We start from the raw sequence: 15,562 nt of genomic DNA, 5'->3' as shown, positions 1-15,562 counted from the left end.
ATTTCCCATGCTGAAGAAATCAGTATTATTCTTTTTCCTATGCTTTTTATCATCCTTTGCTAACGCTGTTCCTATCGGCCAGGCCGGACGCGAGATCGAGTTCCTTTCAGCAGGCATCGGTACCAGAGCTCTTTCAATGGGTAACGCTTTTAGTGCAGTGGCTGATGATGTTAATGCCCATTATTACAACCCCGCCGGACTTTCTCAGCTCAAGCATACCGAACTGACCACGATGCAGACTAAGTTGCTTGAAGTCGTCGACTATTATTACATCGCTCTGGGCATCCCTGCCTCAAATAACGCGTTTGTCCTATCCTGGCTTCAGGCTTCAGTTCAGAATATCCCGCTGGTCTCTACAACGGACCCGGGGATTAATAGCGATGTGACGCCGGAAGGGTTCGCCGATTATTATGCCAATGCGCTGATAGCCGGGTATGGCTGCAAGGTCAGCCGCAGTTTGTCTCTGGGGGTGAGTGCTGTAGGGTTCTATAAGGATATGGCAGGCATATCGCAGGGAAAAGGTGCGGGCTTCACCATGAGCCTTGGTGTGCTCTATGACACTGAAAACGGGTTCAAATACGGACTTGTTTTGAAGGATATCGTCAACTGGCAACGATGGTCAACCACCCGGACGGAGATTGTCATCCCGACCATGAGGCTAGGTATTTCATGGAAGCCCTTCGATTTCTTGACTAACGCAGTTGATCTGGAACAACAACTAGGTAACGGTCATTATCCGATATGGCATCTGGGGAGCGAGCTCAACCTGTTTGATCGTTTCCGTGTGAGGGCAGGGCTGGATAGCGGCACATTGACCGCTGGTATTTCAGCCGGCATATACGCCATCTATTTCGACTACGGGTACCTCGGCGAGGACCGGTACAACCTGGCCAGCGCCCATCGGGTAACAGTCGGTGTCTTGTTCTGATATCCATATTGATGTCATTCCGTAGGGGCAGACCAATGTGTCTGCCCAAATATGCCCCCGTGGCTAAATCACGTCTTCGCACGAATGCCCAATCGCACGAATCAGAAAAATAACCGGCACACGTAATCAAATGCCGGGCGAACGGCCGTTCGCCCCTACGGGATATTAATTAATTTTTATTTGCATATAATGAAGAAGGCATATATAATAAACCTACCATTACTTGAAAAATAGAGGGAAATGTTTCTTTATAATCATAGTACGGGCGCGCCGGTGGCACGCCCCAATTGCTTCGAACCACGACATATTTATTGCATAGGGCGTATCACCGACACGCCCCTACAACGAATAATAAAATGAAACCAGGATAACGATATGAACACAACCTATAATCCCGCAATTCACCATCGGCGATCAATCCGCTTACGGAATTATGATTACGGCCAGGCAGGATACTATTATGTCACGATATGTATCCATGAAAAACGTCATTTGTTGGGAGAAATAAAGGGCGTGCCAGCGGCGCGCCCGTACAGCAATCCCGAATATCCGCTAGATGAATTTGTCGGATATGGGGGTAATTGTAGAACTGGAATGGAAGAGATCGGAAGTAATTCGTAACGAAATAATAATCCATGATTTTGTTGTTATGCCGAATCATCTTCATGTGATCGTGCAAATAAATTGTGATTCCGTAGGGGCGAAGGGCCCTTCGCCCCTACATTCCCCATATTTATGTACGGGCGCGCCGGTGGCACGCCCCAGAAGCTTTTTAAGCAGACACCGAGAATAATGAATTACTATCGAACTGAGTCATATTCTGTACATAAGAAGCGATTTGCGATTGATAATAGCTGCTAATAGAGCTGATAGAACTACTATTATCATCATCATCGTTTCCCAGAAGCTGGCTCAATATACTGGATATATCAACCTCAGAAGCAGCAGTCGCAGAAGGTCCTCTTGCAGCAGCTTGTTTCTCACCCGACGCCTCGAACTCGGTTTCTGTTATATAACCATCGCTATCAGTATCGAAGTCAGCAAACTTCGGTCCTTTCGAAGGCCCGCCTGCTTTTTTATTAGAGAACTCTTCTGCGCTTATCTTTCCGTCGCTGTCACTGTCATCCTTCTTCAGGATTTGACTGAACGATGGCGGCTGAGGCCTGTTTCCCTGCATGCCGTACATCATGGCTGACTGTCCCTGGCTGTTTGATAGCTCAAATGAATCTCTTTTCTTAATCGCAGCTTTTAGCTGAGCAGTAAATTCCTCTTTAGTTACTGATCCGTCTGAATTGCTGTCAATTTTTGACCAAACATCGTCGATATTATACGACGAACTGCTGACCGAACCTATTCCTGTCATCCTTTTCCCTCCTTTTACTCTATTATTAGCCAAGAAACTCAGCTATAAAAACATGATTATTTCTCAATGCATCTGCAAAAAAGAAATTCATGCTTTTTATTATTAGGGGAAGATAGAAGATTAGAGAACGTATGCCTCTAATGACCAAGCTTCCGACAAGCGGTCCGGCTTTTTCTTCCCGGTTCCGAAACAATCCGGTATTTTTTTTCTGTTAATTGAACGTAAGTCCGTCAAAGTGCCGGAACTAATAGTATTCGGATCTAACCCAATATAGAGTGTTGCTTAATATAACAAGGCATAATTCTATTTGTTCCATCGTTTTTTATTTAATGGTCAGGTTCTTCCCGGATTATTTATCATATCCCCCAAATATTCGTTCTTGTATATTAGTTAAAAAATCCATATAATTTTATGGTCTGATAAGGGTTGGCATCTATATCCTTAACAAAACGGGAGACAATTCATTCCTCGGATAGATTTTTATTTCACTGATGACGCTGTAGAAACGATCAAGACTGTAGTCGCTGACGCGAACGGGCAAGAGGTCTTCTTCGTCTGCACACAGAATGACGAGAGTATAATTAATAATGCAGAGCCGCTGGCGCGCGGGAACAGCAATTCCGTTGCCGCATTATTTAACACGGCTAAGGCCTTTAATATAATCGTCCATAACCATCCCTCCGGGAACCTGACGCCTTCAGATGCAGATGTCCTGGTAGCGTCCCAGTTCGGGAACAACAGCGTCGGCTCGATCATCGTCAATAACGATATGACCGATTGTTATGTGCTGGTAGAGCCTTTTGCCCCGGAGAAACTCGAACCGGTCCCTATCGAAGATGTTTCTATGTTTTTCGGTGATTCCGGGCAACTCGCCCAGAAGCTGGAAGGTTTCGAGAAACGTGACGCACAGATAGAAATGGCCAAACTGGTCGCCGCCGCTTTTAACGAAGAGAAGATCCTGACCGTAGAAGCAGGCACCGGTACTGGCAAGAGCCTTGCCTATCTCGTTCCGGCTATTATGTGGGCAAAGAAGAATAACCAGAAAGTAGTCATATCAACCAATACCATCAACCTCCAGGAACAGCTCATCAAAAAAGATATCCCGTTCCTGCAAAACAACTCTTCATTAGAGTTCAAGGCCGAGCTGATCAAAGGAAAGCATAATTATCTCTGCAAACGTAAACTGTTCGAAACAATTTCGATGCACCAGCAGGAACTCTTTGACGAAAGCGAACGCCTCAAAGGTGAATCGCACATCGTCGAGTGGGCAGCCCGAACAAAAGAAGGATCGCTAAGCGAACTTAATTTCGTTCCCCCTGACGATGTCTGGGAAAAGTTCTGTGCCGAAAACGATATATGCCTTAAAGTGAGATGTCCCTACTATAACGAATGCTTTTATTATCAAGCCCGAAGACGCGCAAACACGGCAGATATCATCGTAGCTAATCATCACCTTCTTTTTGCCGACCTGAGCGTTAAGCAGGATATGCCTGACACGATGGGCGCAATCCTTCCTCCTTTCAAACACATTATTCTTGATGAAGCTCATAATATCGAGGATATAGCCGCTGCGTATTTCGGTTTTTCTTTTAGCAAGTCAGGGCTTATCAAGCTTCTGGGTAGGCTTCAGCATTCCAAGTACCGTGGCCGCGGTGTCCTGCCCGAAACCGTAATGAAGCTTATGTCCATCGGAAAGACCTCGACTGAACAGGTAACTATCCAGAAGTTGATTGACCATATCAATAATGATCTTATGCCATATCGCAGCAAAGTATTAGTCACAACCAACAGCTTTTTTGAGGAACTGGAAGACAGCATCAAATCCCTCGCCTCGCATTATGGCAAGACGAAAGGCGAGAACACGCTTCGTATCAATGAAGATATCCAGGCTTCCCCCGAATGGAAAACCACCGTGAAGCCGGTCATAGAAGCGCTCAAAAAAGAGCTGACGACCTTCAACAAAAAAATCAAAGAAGTTGCCAAATTACTAGAGCTTTTTGACACTCCGACCAAAAAAGAGATCGAATTCAATATCATTACCATCAAGGCTCTGATCCGCAGGAACGATGAATATATCAAGAAACTGGCGTTTCTTATCGAGCCGGAATCTGACAACGTCGTAATGTGGTTCGAATGGACCAGGAAGTCCGGAGCGCTGAGCTATAAGGTTATCCCGCTGGATGTAGCGCCACTATTGGTTGAGTCACTCTATTCCGTCCATAAGACCGTCATCCTCACAAGCGCGACTCTGACGATCGAACAGAAATTTGATTTTATCGAGGAACGGGTCGGACTTAATCTCTTGCCAGCCGAGAGAAAGTCAACGGCGCTGCTTCAGAGCCCGTTTAATTACGATGAACAAGTACTCCTGGCAATCCCCTTTGACATGCCGGAACCGGTTTCGCCTAAGTTCGACGGTGCACTTTCGAACGCAATTTTTGATCTCGTGTCCTTAACCGATGGAAAAGCTTTCATCCTGTTTACGTCGTATTATCTCCTTACCAAGATATTTGAAGAGCTTGAGCCTCAACTGGAAGGGCGATGTATAACGCCGCTCAAGCAAGGTGATATGAACCGTCATCATTTATTGGAACAGTTTAAGCTGGACGTCCATTCGTGCTTGTTTGCAACTGATAGTTTCTGGGAAGGCGTCGATGTCGTAGGCGAGTCGCTGAGTTCCGTTATCATCACAAAACTCCCGTTTAAAGTCCCGACTGATCCCGTACAGGAGGCCAGGGCAGAACTGCTCAAGTCCAGAGGTAAAGATCCGTTTTCCGATTACGCTATCCCTCTGGCGATCCTTAAGTTCCGTCAGGGTATCGGAAGACTTATCCGCCACAAGACCGACCGGGGAATCATCACCATCTTAGACAGCCGGATCATCACCAAGTTTTACGGCAAAAAGTTTATTCGCTCGCTCTTCGTTTCCAAACCGGTCATCGACTCCAGGCTCAATATCTACGAAAAAATCAAAACCTTCCTGGGCAGCTCGCCATCTACATAGCAAATTAGAAGATGCTTTTATCAAAGGTTCTCCAACTGAGTTGCAACAAATTGTCATTAATTTGCTGAGTAATGCCAGAGATGCTATGGACGGTTTCGAGAATCAGCTTATTAATATCCGGTTAGCCAACAGTGGGGAATATGTAACGTTGGAAATAGAAGATCATGGAGTAGGCATGAGCAAGGAAATTCAGGATCAAATATTTATCCCATTTTATACAACCAAATCACCCGGCAGCGGGACTGGGCTAGGGCTGCATATTACGAAATCTATAATTGAGAAGCATAATGCAACTATTAGCGTAAAATCAGAAGAAAATAAAGGTGCCTGTTTCATTCTCAAATTTATTCGTGTAGAATAATATTTAGGAATATTATAAGGAGGCTGACACATGAATATACTGATTGTAGATAGTAACAAAGATGATATTACCCTGCTCACAGGTGCGGGAATAGTTTTGATCCATTGTTATTCGGAGGTGTTATAATATACTTATGATTACACAGGAACAAATAGAGAATATAGTAAATACAATAAAAAAATATCTAAGCCAAAGGCGATATATCTTTTTGGCAGTTATGCTTCTGGTTCTCCGCATGAAAATAGTGATTTAGATATAGCAGTAATTAAAAATAATGTACAGGATAAGCATAAGGAGTTGTACGAAATTCGCAAAGCGCTGTTTAATTTTGGGATTCCAATGGATTTGGTGCTTTTTGATGATAAATCATACAAGAAACAGCAATCTATATATGGAACGGTTCAATACGAAATTGCACATAAAGGAAAACGGCTTGCATGAAGAAAAATAACCTTGATCCTAAAGAATGGCTGTTTTATGCGCAAGCTGATCTTGATTCAGCAGAAATACTTTTGAATAACACACAAAATTATCTTTATATCCGCATATCATTCGCATCAGGCAATTGAGAAAATAATCAAACGATATTTAATGATCAATAGCATACAATTTCCTTTTATTCATGATTTGTTAGTCTTAATAAAATGTGCCTCGCAATTAAAAGATTTTTCAGATTTTTTGCGCGATGCATCTTTTCTTATGGATATATACGTGACTACTAAGGAACTCACGAATATTTTTGTCCGGTATCTTGTTGACTGCCTTGACATCTCAGTACACTATAACGGTGACCATTGTTTTGAGGTTATTGCATCCCTGCTGAGTTCGTTTCCTTCTTCCAACGTCAGAGCTGTAATCAAAGTTCCTGTGCCTGATATTAATGAACAAATCAAAATTGCTCAATGTGCTGTTGTGTTAAATAAAGAACTTGAACAACTTAATACCAAAAGAGCCGTTATAAAAACACAAAAAAAAGGTTTAATGCAGGTCTTATTGACTGGAAAAATCAGGGTGAAATTATGACAAGATTTCCTGTGCGCAAATTAAACCTTTTGTCTGGCTATGATTACGGTTGTCCTAATTCGTATTTTATTACCATAAACGCAAAAAACAGAATCCCGTATTTTGGAGAGATCTATAACGGTGAAATGATTCAAAATACATTAGGGCAAATTATAAATAAACAACGGCATTTGTTATTTGATCAATATGGTTATTTAAAAATGGATGTATTCATTATAATACCAGACCATGTACATGCAATTATCCATATTGTAGGGAACGGTCGCGACCGTTCCCTGCACCACCAAAACAACCTTTTCGGTGTCCTTTTGCCACACCTGACAGGCTGACGCCAACGATGTTTCCGGCAAGGTTCATCAAAGATTACCTGAAGGAGATAGCTGAAGTATTCAAGCAAATCAATAGAGTTGAATCCTAATGATAGGAATGCTAAGGTAAAACATAACAAAGAAAATAGATGGATGATTTCCCTGGAGATACGATACATTACTAGCTGTATTAATGGAGGTTGTCTATGGCATATAATTATCATTCCACAAAACATATAGCTCAACAAGGACCCAAGAAATCGAGACCGGACTTTCAATCGATTGCTTTTATCAGCAAGGTGAAAGACATTTATAATCAGATCTCACCCTTTTTGCATCCTGTTTTGTCGTTAATAGATCCCTTGGTATCGCGGGTGACGAGTCTTTATGATTATTTTACAGCTGATGAAGAAGATTTACTTCCGGAGTCCGGCTATTCTTTTAAAGAATCCGCTTCAAATTATTGGCAGGATCAAGCAGCTGATGCCGACCTTGATCCTCTTGTTATACAAAAAAAGATTGCGGATCACATGAACACGCTAACCGAAGCAGAGCTGTCTCATCTCTCCAAGGCCAAGCAGGAACTGGAAAAAATGGCAGACGAGCTTAAAAGCCGACAGGAAAAGGTTAACCATATTAACGATACGAACAAACTGATGTTTTTAGAAAAAAGCATTCAATTTATCAAAGATCTTTTATCATTACGCAATATAGAAACGATTCCGGTAATAGTATAATCACATCTATAATTAAGCTAGCCGCCCGTCCGGGGAAGGGCAGCTTTTACATCTTTACGCCTTACGAAAAAACAAGTTTATCATTTTTTTCCGATACGGTTATTTTCCCTTCCCTGATATGTCCTTTGATAATCTCTGCTGCGATCGGATCTTGGATTTCTCGCTGAATTACTCTTTTCAACGGCCGGGCGCCGAATGCCGGATCAAACCCGGCTTGAGCAAGATAATCTATGACCGGCTCATCATAGACAAGTTCCAGATTGCGGCCTTCCAGCCTTTTTTTGAGTGTATTGATCTGTATTCTGACAATATCCTTTATCTGATCAGGGCCTAACGAGTTGAAGACTACTATTTCGTCTACCCGGTTAATGAACTCCGGTCTGAAGGTAGATAACAGTATCTCTTTAATTTTTTTCTCTAATTCTTCTCTTCGTCCGGGACCTAGTTCCAATATATAATCACTTGCGATGTTAGAGGTCATGATAATAAGCGTATTTTTAAAATCGACAACTCTTCCCTGACCATCAGTAAGCCGGCCTTCATCAAGAATTTGCAGGAATATATTGAAGACATCCCTATGAGCTTTTTCAATTTCGTCGAACAATATAACGGAGTATGGCTGTCGACGTATTGTTTCGGTCAATTGTCCTCCCTCTTCATAGCCGACATATCCCGGCGGCGATCCGATGAGACGGGCAACTGAATGCTTCTCCATGTATTCTGACATATCGATCCGTACCAATGCCTTTTCGCTATCGAACAGGTATCCGGCCAATGCCTTCGCCAGTTCTGTTTTTCCAACTCCGGTCGGGCCCATGAAGATAAACGAGCCAATAGGCCTGTTTTCCTCTGATAATCCGGCGCGTGATCTGCGGACCGCATTAGCTATAAGCGAGATTGCCTCTTTCTGTCCGACAACTCGCTCTTCGAGTATTTCTTCTATTTGAGAAAGTTTCGCCATTTCGCTTTCCAGCATTTTTGACACCGGGATTTTAGTCCAGGCAGAAATAACTTCACAAATTGCTTCTTCGTTAACCTCTTCTGTGAGTATCGGCGATTTTTCTTTTAATTGTTCTAATTCTTCCTGCACTTTCTTGAATCGGGCTTGCAGGTCAACGAGTTCACCAAACCTGATCCGCGAAACTTTTTCATAATCACCGGATCTTTCATAATACGCTTCCTCGGTTTTTTTCTGCTCTATTTTTTCTTTCAGGTCTCTTATTTTTGCAAGCACGCTCTTTTCTGCTTCCCAACTTAATTTAAGCGTTTTGATTTTTTCATTGAGCTCTCTGAGTTCTTCTTCGATTTTCTCAAGACGTTCCTGACTGGCAGGATCTTTTTCTTTGACCAAAGCCTGTCGCTCGATTTCTAAGGTTAACCGTCTTCTTTCGAATTGATCAAGTTCGGTCGGCATGCTGTCAAGCTCAATCCGGAGCTTCGAAGCAGCTTCATCAATAAGATCGATGGCTTTGTCCGGCAGGAACCGATCGGTAATGTACCGGTTAGACAGTGTCGCGGCAGCAACAAGTGCAGAATCTTTGATCCTGACGCCGTGATGCACTTCATACTTGTCTTTTAGTCCGCGAAGTATCGAAATGGTGTCCTCAACCGAAGGCTCTTTTACAATGAGAGGTTGGAATCTCCGGGCAAGCGCAGCGTCTTTTTCGATATGTTTGCGGTACTCGTCCAGTGTAGTCGCTCCGATGCATCTGAGGTCTCCTCGTGCCAGTGCGGGCTTGAGCATATTTGAGGCATCCATTGCGCCTTCAGCAGCACCGGCGCCTACAAGGGTATGGAGCTCGTCGATGAAGAGTATTATTTTCCCATCTGAGTTTTCGATCTCTTTAAGCAACGCTTTTAACCTGTCTTCGAACTCTCCCCGATACTTAGCGCCTGCAATCAAAGATCCAAGGTCTAACGCAATAATAATTTTGTCTTTGAGGATTTCTGGGACATCTTTATTTACGATCCTCTGGGCAACACCTTCTACAATCGCAGTCTTTCCAACTCCGGGTTCTCCAATAAGGACAGGATTGTTTTTTGTTCTTCGGGTTAATACCTGCATGATCCTTCTTATCTCTTCATCTCGGCCGATAACCGGATCGAGCTTGCCGTTTTTGGCGAGTTCATTGAGGTTTTTGGTAAATCTTTCGATAACATTCATTTTTGCTTCCGGATTAGGATCTTCAATTCTGGAAGAGCCGCGTATTTGCTTGATAACATCCAATAGTTTCTCTTTTGTAATACTATATGTGTTAAATACCTGCTTTATTGAGGTGCTGCCTGTATCGGCTATCGCTAATAATACATGTTCTACGCTAACGAACTCATCTGTCAAATTTCTGGCTGCTTTTTCTGCACTGTTCAAAATCTTTTCAACATTTCTTGATAGATATTTTTGTCCGCCGCTAACTTTCGGGTATTTCTGAACTAATGAAATAACGTCGGATTCGAATTGCTTTATGGGTACTTCCAGTTTCGTAAGCATGGACGGGAGTATTCCGCCTTCTTGCTGTAGCAGTGCCAATAGCAGATGTTCCGTTTCTATCTGCTGGTTTTCATATTCTTCAGCTATGAAACTGGAACTTTGTACGGCTTCCTGCATCTTTGCGGTTAATTTTTCAAAATTCATTCTTTTTCCCCTTTCAAATTGAACTGATTCCTTTAGCCTTCCGGTCAGCTTTTTTATTTCCTAACAATTTTGATGCCAATTATATGCTGTAGTTTAAAAAAGCGATATAAGCTATATTGGATTAAAAAAACGCAACAACGTCCCGCCAGGCGTTTTGTTTGAAAAAAAGATTTTGCGGGAATAATAAAGATATTATAAATAGAATATAATATATACCAGAAAAAATCGGTGCAATATTTTACATCAATATCTACGATAAATAAGTACAGATAGGATTCGCAGAAAATAGGAGTTTATTTATGTCTTTCAAAATATCAGATTTTAACCCGGTAAATATTTATCATAACATCACCGGAAGCGGGCAGAATAAAGGAATTTCTGCGTCGAACGGATATGGTAGCGACAGTGCAGCTATAAGCCAGGAAGCTAAATCCCAGAGTGCCCCAAAAGAAGATAAAGGATGGTCGCTGAGCGGCTGTGCAGATTCAATAGGCAAGTTTTATTCAGGTGCTAAAAAAGTAGTTGTTAACGGTGTCGAAAAAGCCAAGGACGTAATTATGAGCGCCCCGGAGAATTTATACAATGCCTTTGTTGGTATGGTTGATATGGGGAAGAGCTTTTTTGGAGGGATCGTTAAAACTGGAAAAAGTTTATTTGAACGTGTCATCGATACTGCAAAAAGCGTTATTGGAGGTGCAGTGAATTTTGTCACGGAATTGTTTAGTGCGGCTAAAAGTACCGTCGCAAGTTATGTAGCCCAGAGTGTCAGATCAATGCTTGCTGAGGTGATGCAATCAGGAAGTGATAACCCTTCAAAACTTGGTACAAAGGGTTCTTCCGGCTCATCTGCAGCAAGTCTCAAAAAAGAATTTGATAACATTTTCACCGACTATAATAGATTTGTTAATGACCGGCCGGAATTAACGGAAATGAGAAATAATGATAAGAGAAACAAAACCCTTGAGTATATAAATAAAGGTATTTTATCTGATAATGAAGAGAAGGCTAAGGGAAGCTTATTAGCCAAACTCTGTGCGTTTGAGAAAAAGATCCCCGAAGGTGAAAAAGGTGACCCCTATAGAGATCAGGTTAAGAACTTGAGAGATATTATCTATACACGTTCAATTACCTTGGCGGATAAACTTTCAAAGGTCAACAGTAACGTGGCATAATTGAGAGAATTCCTCGGACTTTAGTCCGGGGTCATTCATTTCCATAACTTTTCACTATAGTCCTCTTATTCTCGCGTTAACTTTATTTATAAAGAAATTCTAATTGTATCAGATTTGCCTATAATGGCCCCGTCACTGGTCACATGTCACTCGTCAAACGCATACTAAAAATAGGGAACAATAAATAAACGCGTCATCCCAGCATGTTTTTAGCTGGGATCCATCTTATACAGCCCGACGGTCCTACAGTCATGAAGATGGCAAGGGTGCAATCCATATGGTAAGTGCCTGGGCAGAGCAAAACAGCATGGTATTAGGATATATAAAAACAGAAGAAAAATAAGTCTTAATTATGGAGAAATATTTTTACGTTTATATATTGGCGTGATATTTATAATAGGCTATAGTTATGGATCCCTGATAAGGACATTCAGGAATGACGATCGGTTAGTATGGCCGCAACCAGTAATTAGGACGATTGCCGATTGTGAATTAGGAAGTTGATTTGGTTTTTGTATGTATTAATCGTATTATATGACCCAGTTTCATTCCAAACAGGGATTATGCTAATTGAAGATAAATAATCGAGCATCCATATATTTTTAGTTGATAGTGGCTTTTCAAATACAAGCACTAATATAGCCTGTGGTAAATCTTGCAAATAGCGATATTCAAATAATTGGCTTACACCTTTTCTTAATTGACTTCTTTCGTTATCCAAATTGATTGATTTCATTTCAAATATGTAATCAATATTATATATTTTCGATGCTAGATCAATAAGTTGATTTGCTTTTGGTATGCAATTTATATCTCTAATTCTTTTTGCAATATCATTCACAAGACTTATGTGTGCTAGATTTGCACGATCAGTTTTTGCAGAATCTTTATAGTATGCAATAACCTCATTTGCATTAGATAAACGTTGATGAACTGTTGAATACTCATTTAAATCAGAAGTCTTTGGTAAAATAGGCTCGTCGGGTTCAGTTACCTCAAGTATAGATATTTTTTCAGTGATTTTATTTGTTAAAGACAATTTGTCAGCTGTTATTTTTATGATTTCAAGCGATTGTAACCAAGATGAAATAGAATTGATTCTTCTATGTAAAATGGATTTGCTTGCATTTTCTGTTACTTCTTGTAACCACTTTATCATATTGTTTCTATCAATTCCTTCTGGATGTAATTCCAGAAAGCTAATGAATCTTTGAAAAATCTGGATACTTAGAACTTGTTTGAGTAAAAGAGGATTGTTGATGGAAGGGTCTAATAGAAATTGCTTGCCTATTGTTGTTAGAACTGCGGTGTTCTTATTATTATTTATAAATCCCAATAGTTCAGCAGCATTTCTATAATATCTACCTTGGCGGTCTACTTTGCCTAAAGCATTCCCAATTTCAATATCGCTTTTGGCGCCATTCCCAACCGTTACTACAGTTTTAACAACTTCTGATAAAACATCTGCCTGCGGAATGTTTTTACTGTATATTTTCACATTAATACCCCACGAAGATGTATTCTTTAACGTTGTTTCGATTTTCTCCTGCTTTATGACCATGTGTTCCAAAGCAGTATTTATGATCAATTGCTTCAACGTGTACTTGTTTTTTGTATTTTGCTAGTAACTCTACGATTTCAGTTTGTGTGGGAAATGAATTTGATGAATATGATACTAGGAGTATTGAGTCTTTGTATTTTTTAAATAGTTTATCAAATGCTTCAAATGCGCCAGTTCTGGAACTAAAAGGAGTAGGATAGCTTTTGAATTTTTTTGTTTTAGTATGCCATTGCATTTCCACGTTTTTCCAATCCCTGGCAATACCTTCAACGAAATGATATCTTCTTACGTATTCATTATCAGATAATGGGCTATAGTAGGGTGGATCCATATATACTAAATCTGGTTTTACTGATAGTTGTAGTGCATCAAAGTTTTTTGCTGAGTTATTCAATCCATTATCAAAAACCGCTTTATTAATGATTTTAATTGCATTTATAAATTGGTCTTGGAATGATGTCTTTAAATCTTTTCTGCCATCATCATACTTATATCCAACATAAGTGAAGATGCCTCTAGGTCTTTTTTTTACGCATGCTCTGATTAATGCTGTAGTGGCTATTGCTTTCTTTTTTTCATTAGTGATTTTTTGAATATTAGCCCTTATGTTGTCGATTAATAAATTATCTTCATCTGGGAAATATAAATCTTTAAAAGTTTCTGATACAAAATGGTCATTATCACTACTTGAACTTATTAAAAAATAAATGTCTTCTTCGGTTAATGTAACATCGTTGTTTTCAATGAGAGCCTTGGCTATGCAGTGATTCATCGTCATGTAATCATTAGTAATAACGCTTTTTCCCTGAGCCTTGAACATATATGAAACTATTCCGCTACCACTGAATAAATCCAAAACTGTGTTGAATTTGAAGTTGGATGCAATGTTCCATATATGCGGAAGTATTGCTGTTTTTCCTCCCATATATCTTGTGGCTGGGAATTTTTCAATTTGCTTTGGCAAAGGATCCGGGACGAGTTGAAAAAAGATTTTCTTTTTAGGAGGGATATTAACAATAATATCTTCCCCTGTTCTTTTATTGCCTTTACAATTAATGTATCGTTTAGTTTTTACGACTTCTATATCAAAACCACTTAAATAATCGTACACTAATGGATGGTTGGAGTTTGTTAAAATTATGTGGCAACCTAATTCATGCAGTCGTGTGATTTCATAGAATAGTTCAACATGATCTTCTTCATAAAATTGCTCTTTAGTATATCTTTTAAAATCAGAGAAGTCAGATATAGGTAAATAAGGAGGGTCTAAAAAAATGAGATCATTTTCTTTTGCATTCTTTAATAAGATTTCTTTATAATCACCTAATATTATTTTTGTGTTTTGCATCGCCTGTGACGTAGCGGCTAAATTTTTTTCATCAATGAAATTTGGATTCTTATAATTACCATAAGGTACATTGAATTGGCCATTTTTATTAACTCTGTAGAGACCATTAAAGCAAGTTTTATTCAAATATAGTGTTCTCGCTGCGGCTTTAACGCTTGAAAGATCTTCAAATTTCCAGGCTCTAACCGCAGAGTAGAAGTCTTTATCTGGATAAAAGTTTTTAAGTTCGACAATAAGACTACTTAGTTGGTTTTTAATAATACTATATAGATTTATTAATTCAGGATTTGAATCTGCTATTATTGATTTTTCAGGATTTAGGTGGAAAAAAAGTGCGCCGCCTCCAATAAATGGTTCAATATATGTTCCATATTCTTTAGGGATATATTTTTCTAAAGAATTAATTAGTTGTTGTTTGCCGCCAGCCCATTTAAGAATTGGCTTGGATTTGATAGGTAACTTTTTTTGCTCTGGGATCATACTTTTACCTCTATAATAGATATTGTAACTTGAAAGGCTAATTTAATAAATGACAAGATTTCTGATTCTTTTCCCATTTTACTATATAGTTACTATCATTATTTGATAGTTAATCGTTTGTTTATTTCTTTGTTTTTGCACCTGACAGGGTATGAAAAGCAAGCGTATGGAACCTAATGGATGAAAGGGTCATGAGACCAATTTGTCATTCGGGTTGGAAGTGATTCTGGGGTGCATGGAGGTAAGGAGATGTGTCAAGTACCAGATGATCGATTATGTAAGCCGTATGCGGGAAAACCGCACGTACGGTTTGACGAGGGGCTGCCGACGAAGCCTGAAAATGGATTAGTCGGTAGTCTACTCTACAATCAAGTATAATAAGTTTTATTATGGAGAAATATTTTTACGTTTATATATTGGCTAGCAAGAAAAATGGTACTTTATATATTGGAGTGACATTTATAATAGGCTATAGTTATGGATCCCTGATAAGGACATTCAGGGATGACGATCGGTTAGTATGCGATTGCCCTGCGGTCCACTCGCAGCAGTTCTAATTATGAGTTTTAGCGCTGATAAACATTGAGTTCAGGCAATAAAGTATCCCTATTGGGATGATTATAATAGGGACGAGTCGCTCCCTAT

General features: G+C 40.1%; 12 protein-coding genes and 3 pseudogenes. 11 read left to right on the top strand and 4 right to left on the bottom strand.

Translation table 11 applies throughout. The features are described from left to right. Positions 1 to 7 precede the first annotated feature (7 nt). Both DKM50_04250 and DKM50_04245 read left to right on the top strand, forming a co-directional pair. Complete coding sequence (locus DKM50_04250) at positions 8 to 928, top strand: hypothetical protein (GenBank protein ID PZM82173.1); 921 nt, start codon at positions 8 to 10, stop codon at positions 926 to 928. A gap of 375 nt (positions 929 to 1,303) precedes the next feature. After that, positions 1,304 to 1,438, top strand: a pseudogene (locus DKM50_04245) (transposase). Between the two features lie 262 nt (positions 1,439 to 1,700). On the opposite strand, the gene DKM50_04240 reads toward DKM50_04245, so the two are convergent. Continuing rightward, entirely contained in the window at positions 1,701 to 2,291 is a 591-nt protein-coding gene (locus DKM50_04240; protein ID PZM82172.1) for a hypothetical protein, read from the bottom strand. A 463-nt stretch (positions 2,292 to 2,754) separates the two neighbouring features. On the opposite strand from DKM50_04240, the pseudogene DKM50_04235 reads away from it, so the two are divergent. From DKM50_04235 to DKM50_04205, 7 genes and pseudogenes are all read left to right on the top strand, one after another. Then, positions 2,755 to 3,018 (top strand): annotated as a pseudogene (locus DKM50_04235) (helicase). Positions 3,019 to 3,060: 42 nt separating this feature from the next. After that, the gene (locus DKM50_04230; GenBank protein PZM82171.1) at positions 3,061 to 5,295 is read left to right on the top strand and encodes a helicase; all 2,235 of its coding nucleotides are present in this window, start codon (positions 3,061 to 3,063) and stop codon (positions 5,293 to 5,295) included. Then, positions 5,246 to 5,656 carry a hypothetical protein gene (locus DKM50_04225; GenBank protein ID PZM82170.1) on the top strand — a complete coding sequence of 137 codons (411 nt, stop codon included), beginning with the start codon at positions 5,246 to 5,248 and terminating at the stop codon, positions 5,654 to 5,656. The genes DKM50_04230 and DKM50_04225 overlap by 50 nt, the downstream gene beginning before the upstream one ends. 180 nt (positions 5,657 to 5,836) lie before the next feature. Next, complete coding sequence (locus tag DKM50_04220; protein ID PZM82169.1) at positions 5,837 to 6,097, top strand: hypothetical protein; 261 nt, start codon at positions 5,837 to 5,839, stop codon at positions 6,095 to 6,097. Between the two features lie 75 nt (positions 6,098 to 6,172). Beyond that, entirely contained in the window at positions 6,173 to 6,679 is a 507-nt protein-coding gene (locus tag DKM50_04215; protein ID PZM82168.1) for a hypothetical protein, read from the top strand. Beyond that, positions 6,676 to 7,008 carry a hypothetical protein gene (locus tag DKM50_04210; protein PZM82167.1) on the top strand — a complete coding sequence of 111 codons (333 nt, stop codon included), beginning with the start codon at positions 6,676 to 6,678 and terminating at the stop codon, positions 7,006 to 7,008. The genes DKM50_04215 and DKM50_04210 overlap by 4 nt, the downstream gene beginning before the upstream one ends. 185 nt (positions 7,009 to 7,193) lie before the next feature. Beyond that, a complete protein-coding gene (locus DKM50_04205; protein PZM82166.1) occupies positions 7,194 to 7,724 on the top strand; it encodes a hypothetical protein in 531 nt (176 codons plus the stop codon). Between the two features lie 61 nt (positions 7,725 to 7,785). On the opposite strand, the gene clpB is transcribed toward DKM50_04205, so the two are convergent. Beyond that, positions 7,786 to 10,356, bottom strand: a complete 2,571-nt coding sequence (gene clpB, locus DKM50_04200; protein PZM82165.1) for an ATP-dependent chaperone ClpB — start codon at positions 10,354 to 10,356, stop codon at positions 7,786 to 7,788. A 299-nt stretch (positions 10,357 to 10,655) separates the two neighbouring features. Here clpB and DKM50_04195 point away from each other — a divergent pair, with 299 nt between their 5' ends. After that, entirely contained in the window at positions 10,656 to 11,528 is an 873-nt protein-coding gene (locus DKM50_04195) for a hypothetical protein (protein ID PZM82164.1), read from the top strand. 469 nt (positions 11,529 to 11,997) lie between these two features. Here the strand turns inward: DKM50_04195 and DKM50_04190 are convergent, their stop codons facing one another. Then, the gene (locus DKM50_04190) at positions 11,998 to 13,026 is read right to left on the bottom strand and encodes a hypothetical protein (protein ID PZM82163.1); all 1,029 of its coding nucleotides are present in this window, start codon (positions 13,024 to 13,026) and stop codon (positions 11,998 to 12,000) included. A 1-nt stretch (position 13,027) separates the two neighbouring features. Beyond that, the gene (locus tag DKM50_04185; GenBank protein ID PZM82162.1) at positions 13,028 to 14,917 is read right to left on the bottom strand and encodes a DNA adenine methylase; all 1,890 of its coding nucleotides are present in this window, start codon (positions 14,915 to 14,917) and stop codon (positions 13,028 to 13,030) included. Between the two features lie 389 nt (positions 14,918 to 15,306). On the opposite strand from DKM50_04185, the pseudogene DKM50_04180 reads away from it, so the two are divergent. Then, a pseudogene (locus DKM50_04180) lies at positions 15,307 to 15,375 on the top strand (GIY-YIG nuclease family protein). The last annotated feature ends 187 nt before the right edge of the window (positions 15,376 to 15,562 follow it).

The sequence above is a fragment of the Candidatus Margulisiibacteriota bacterium genome (assembly GCA_003242895.1).
Classification (GTDB): Bacteria; Margulisbacteria; Riflemargulisbacteria; order GWF2-39-127; family GWF2-39-127; genus GWF2-39-127.
Note: the sequence above shows the minus strand (reverse complement) of the source record. Positions and strands in the feature narration are given on the sequence as shown.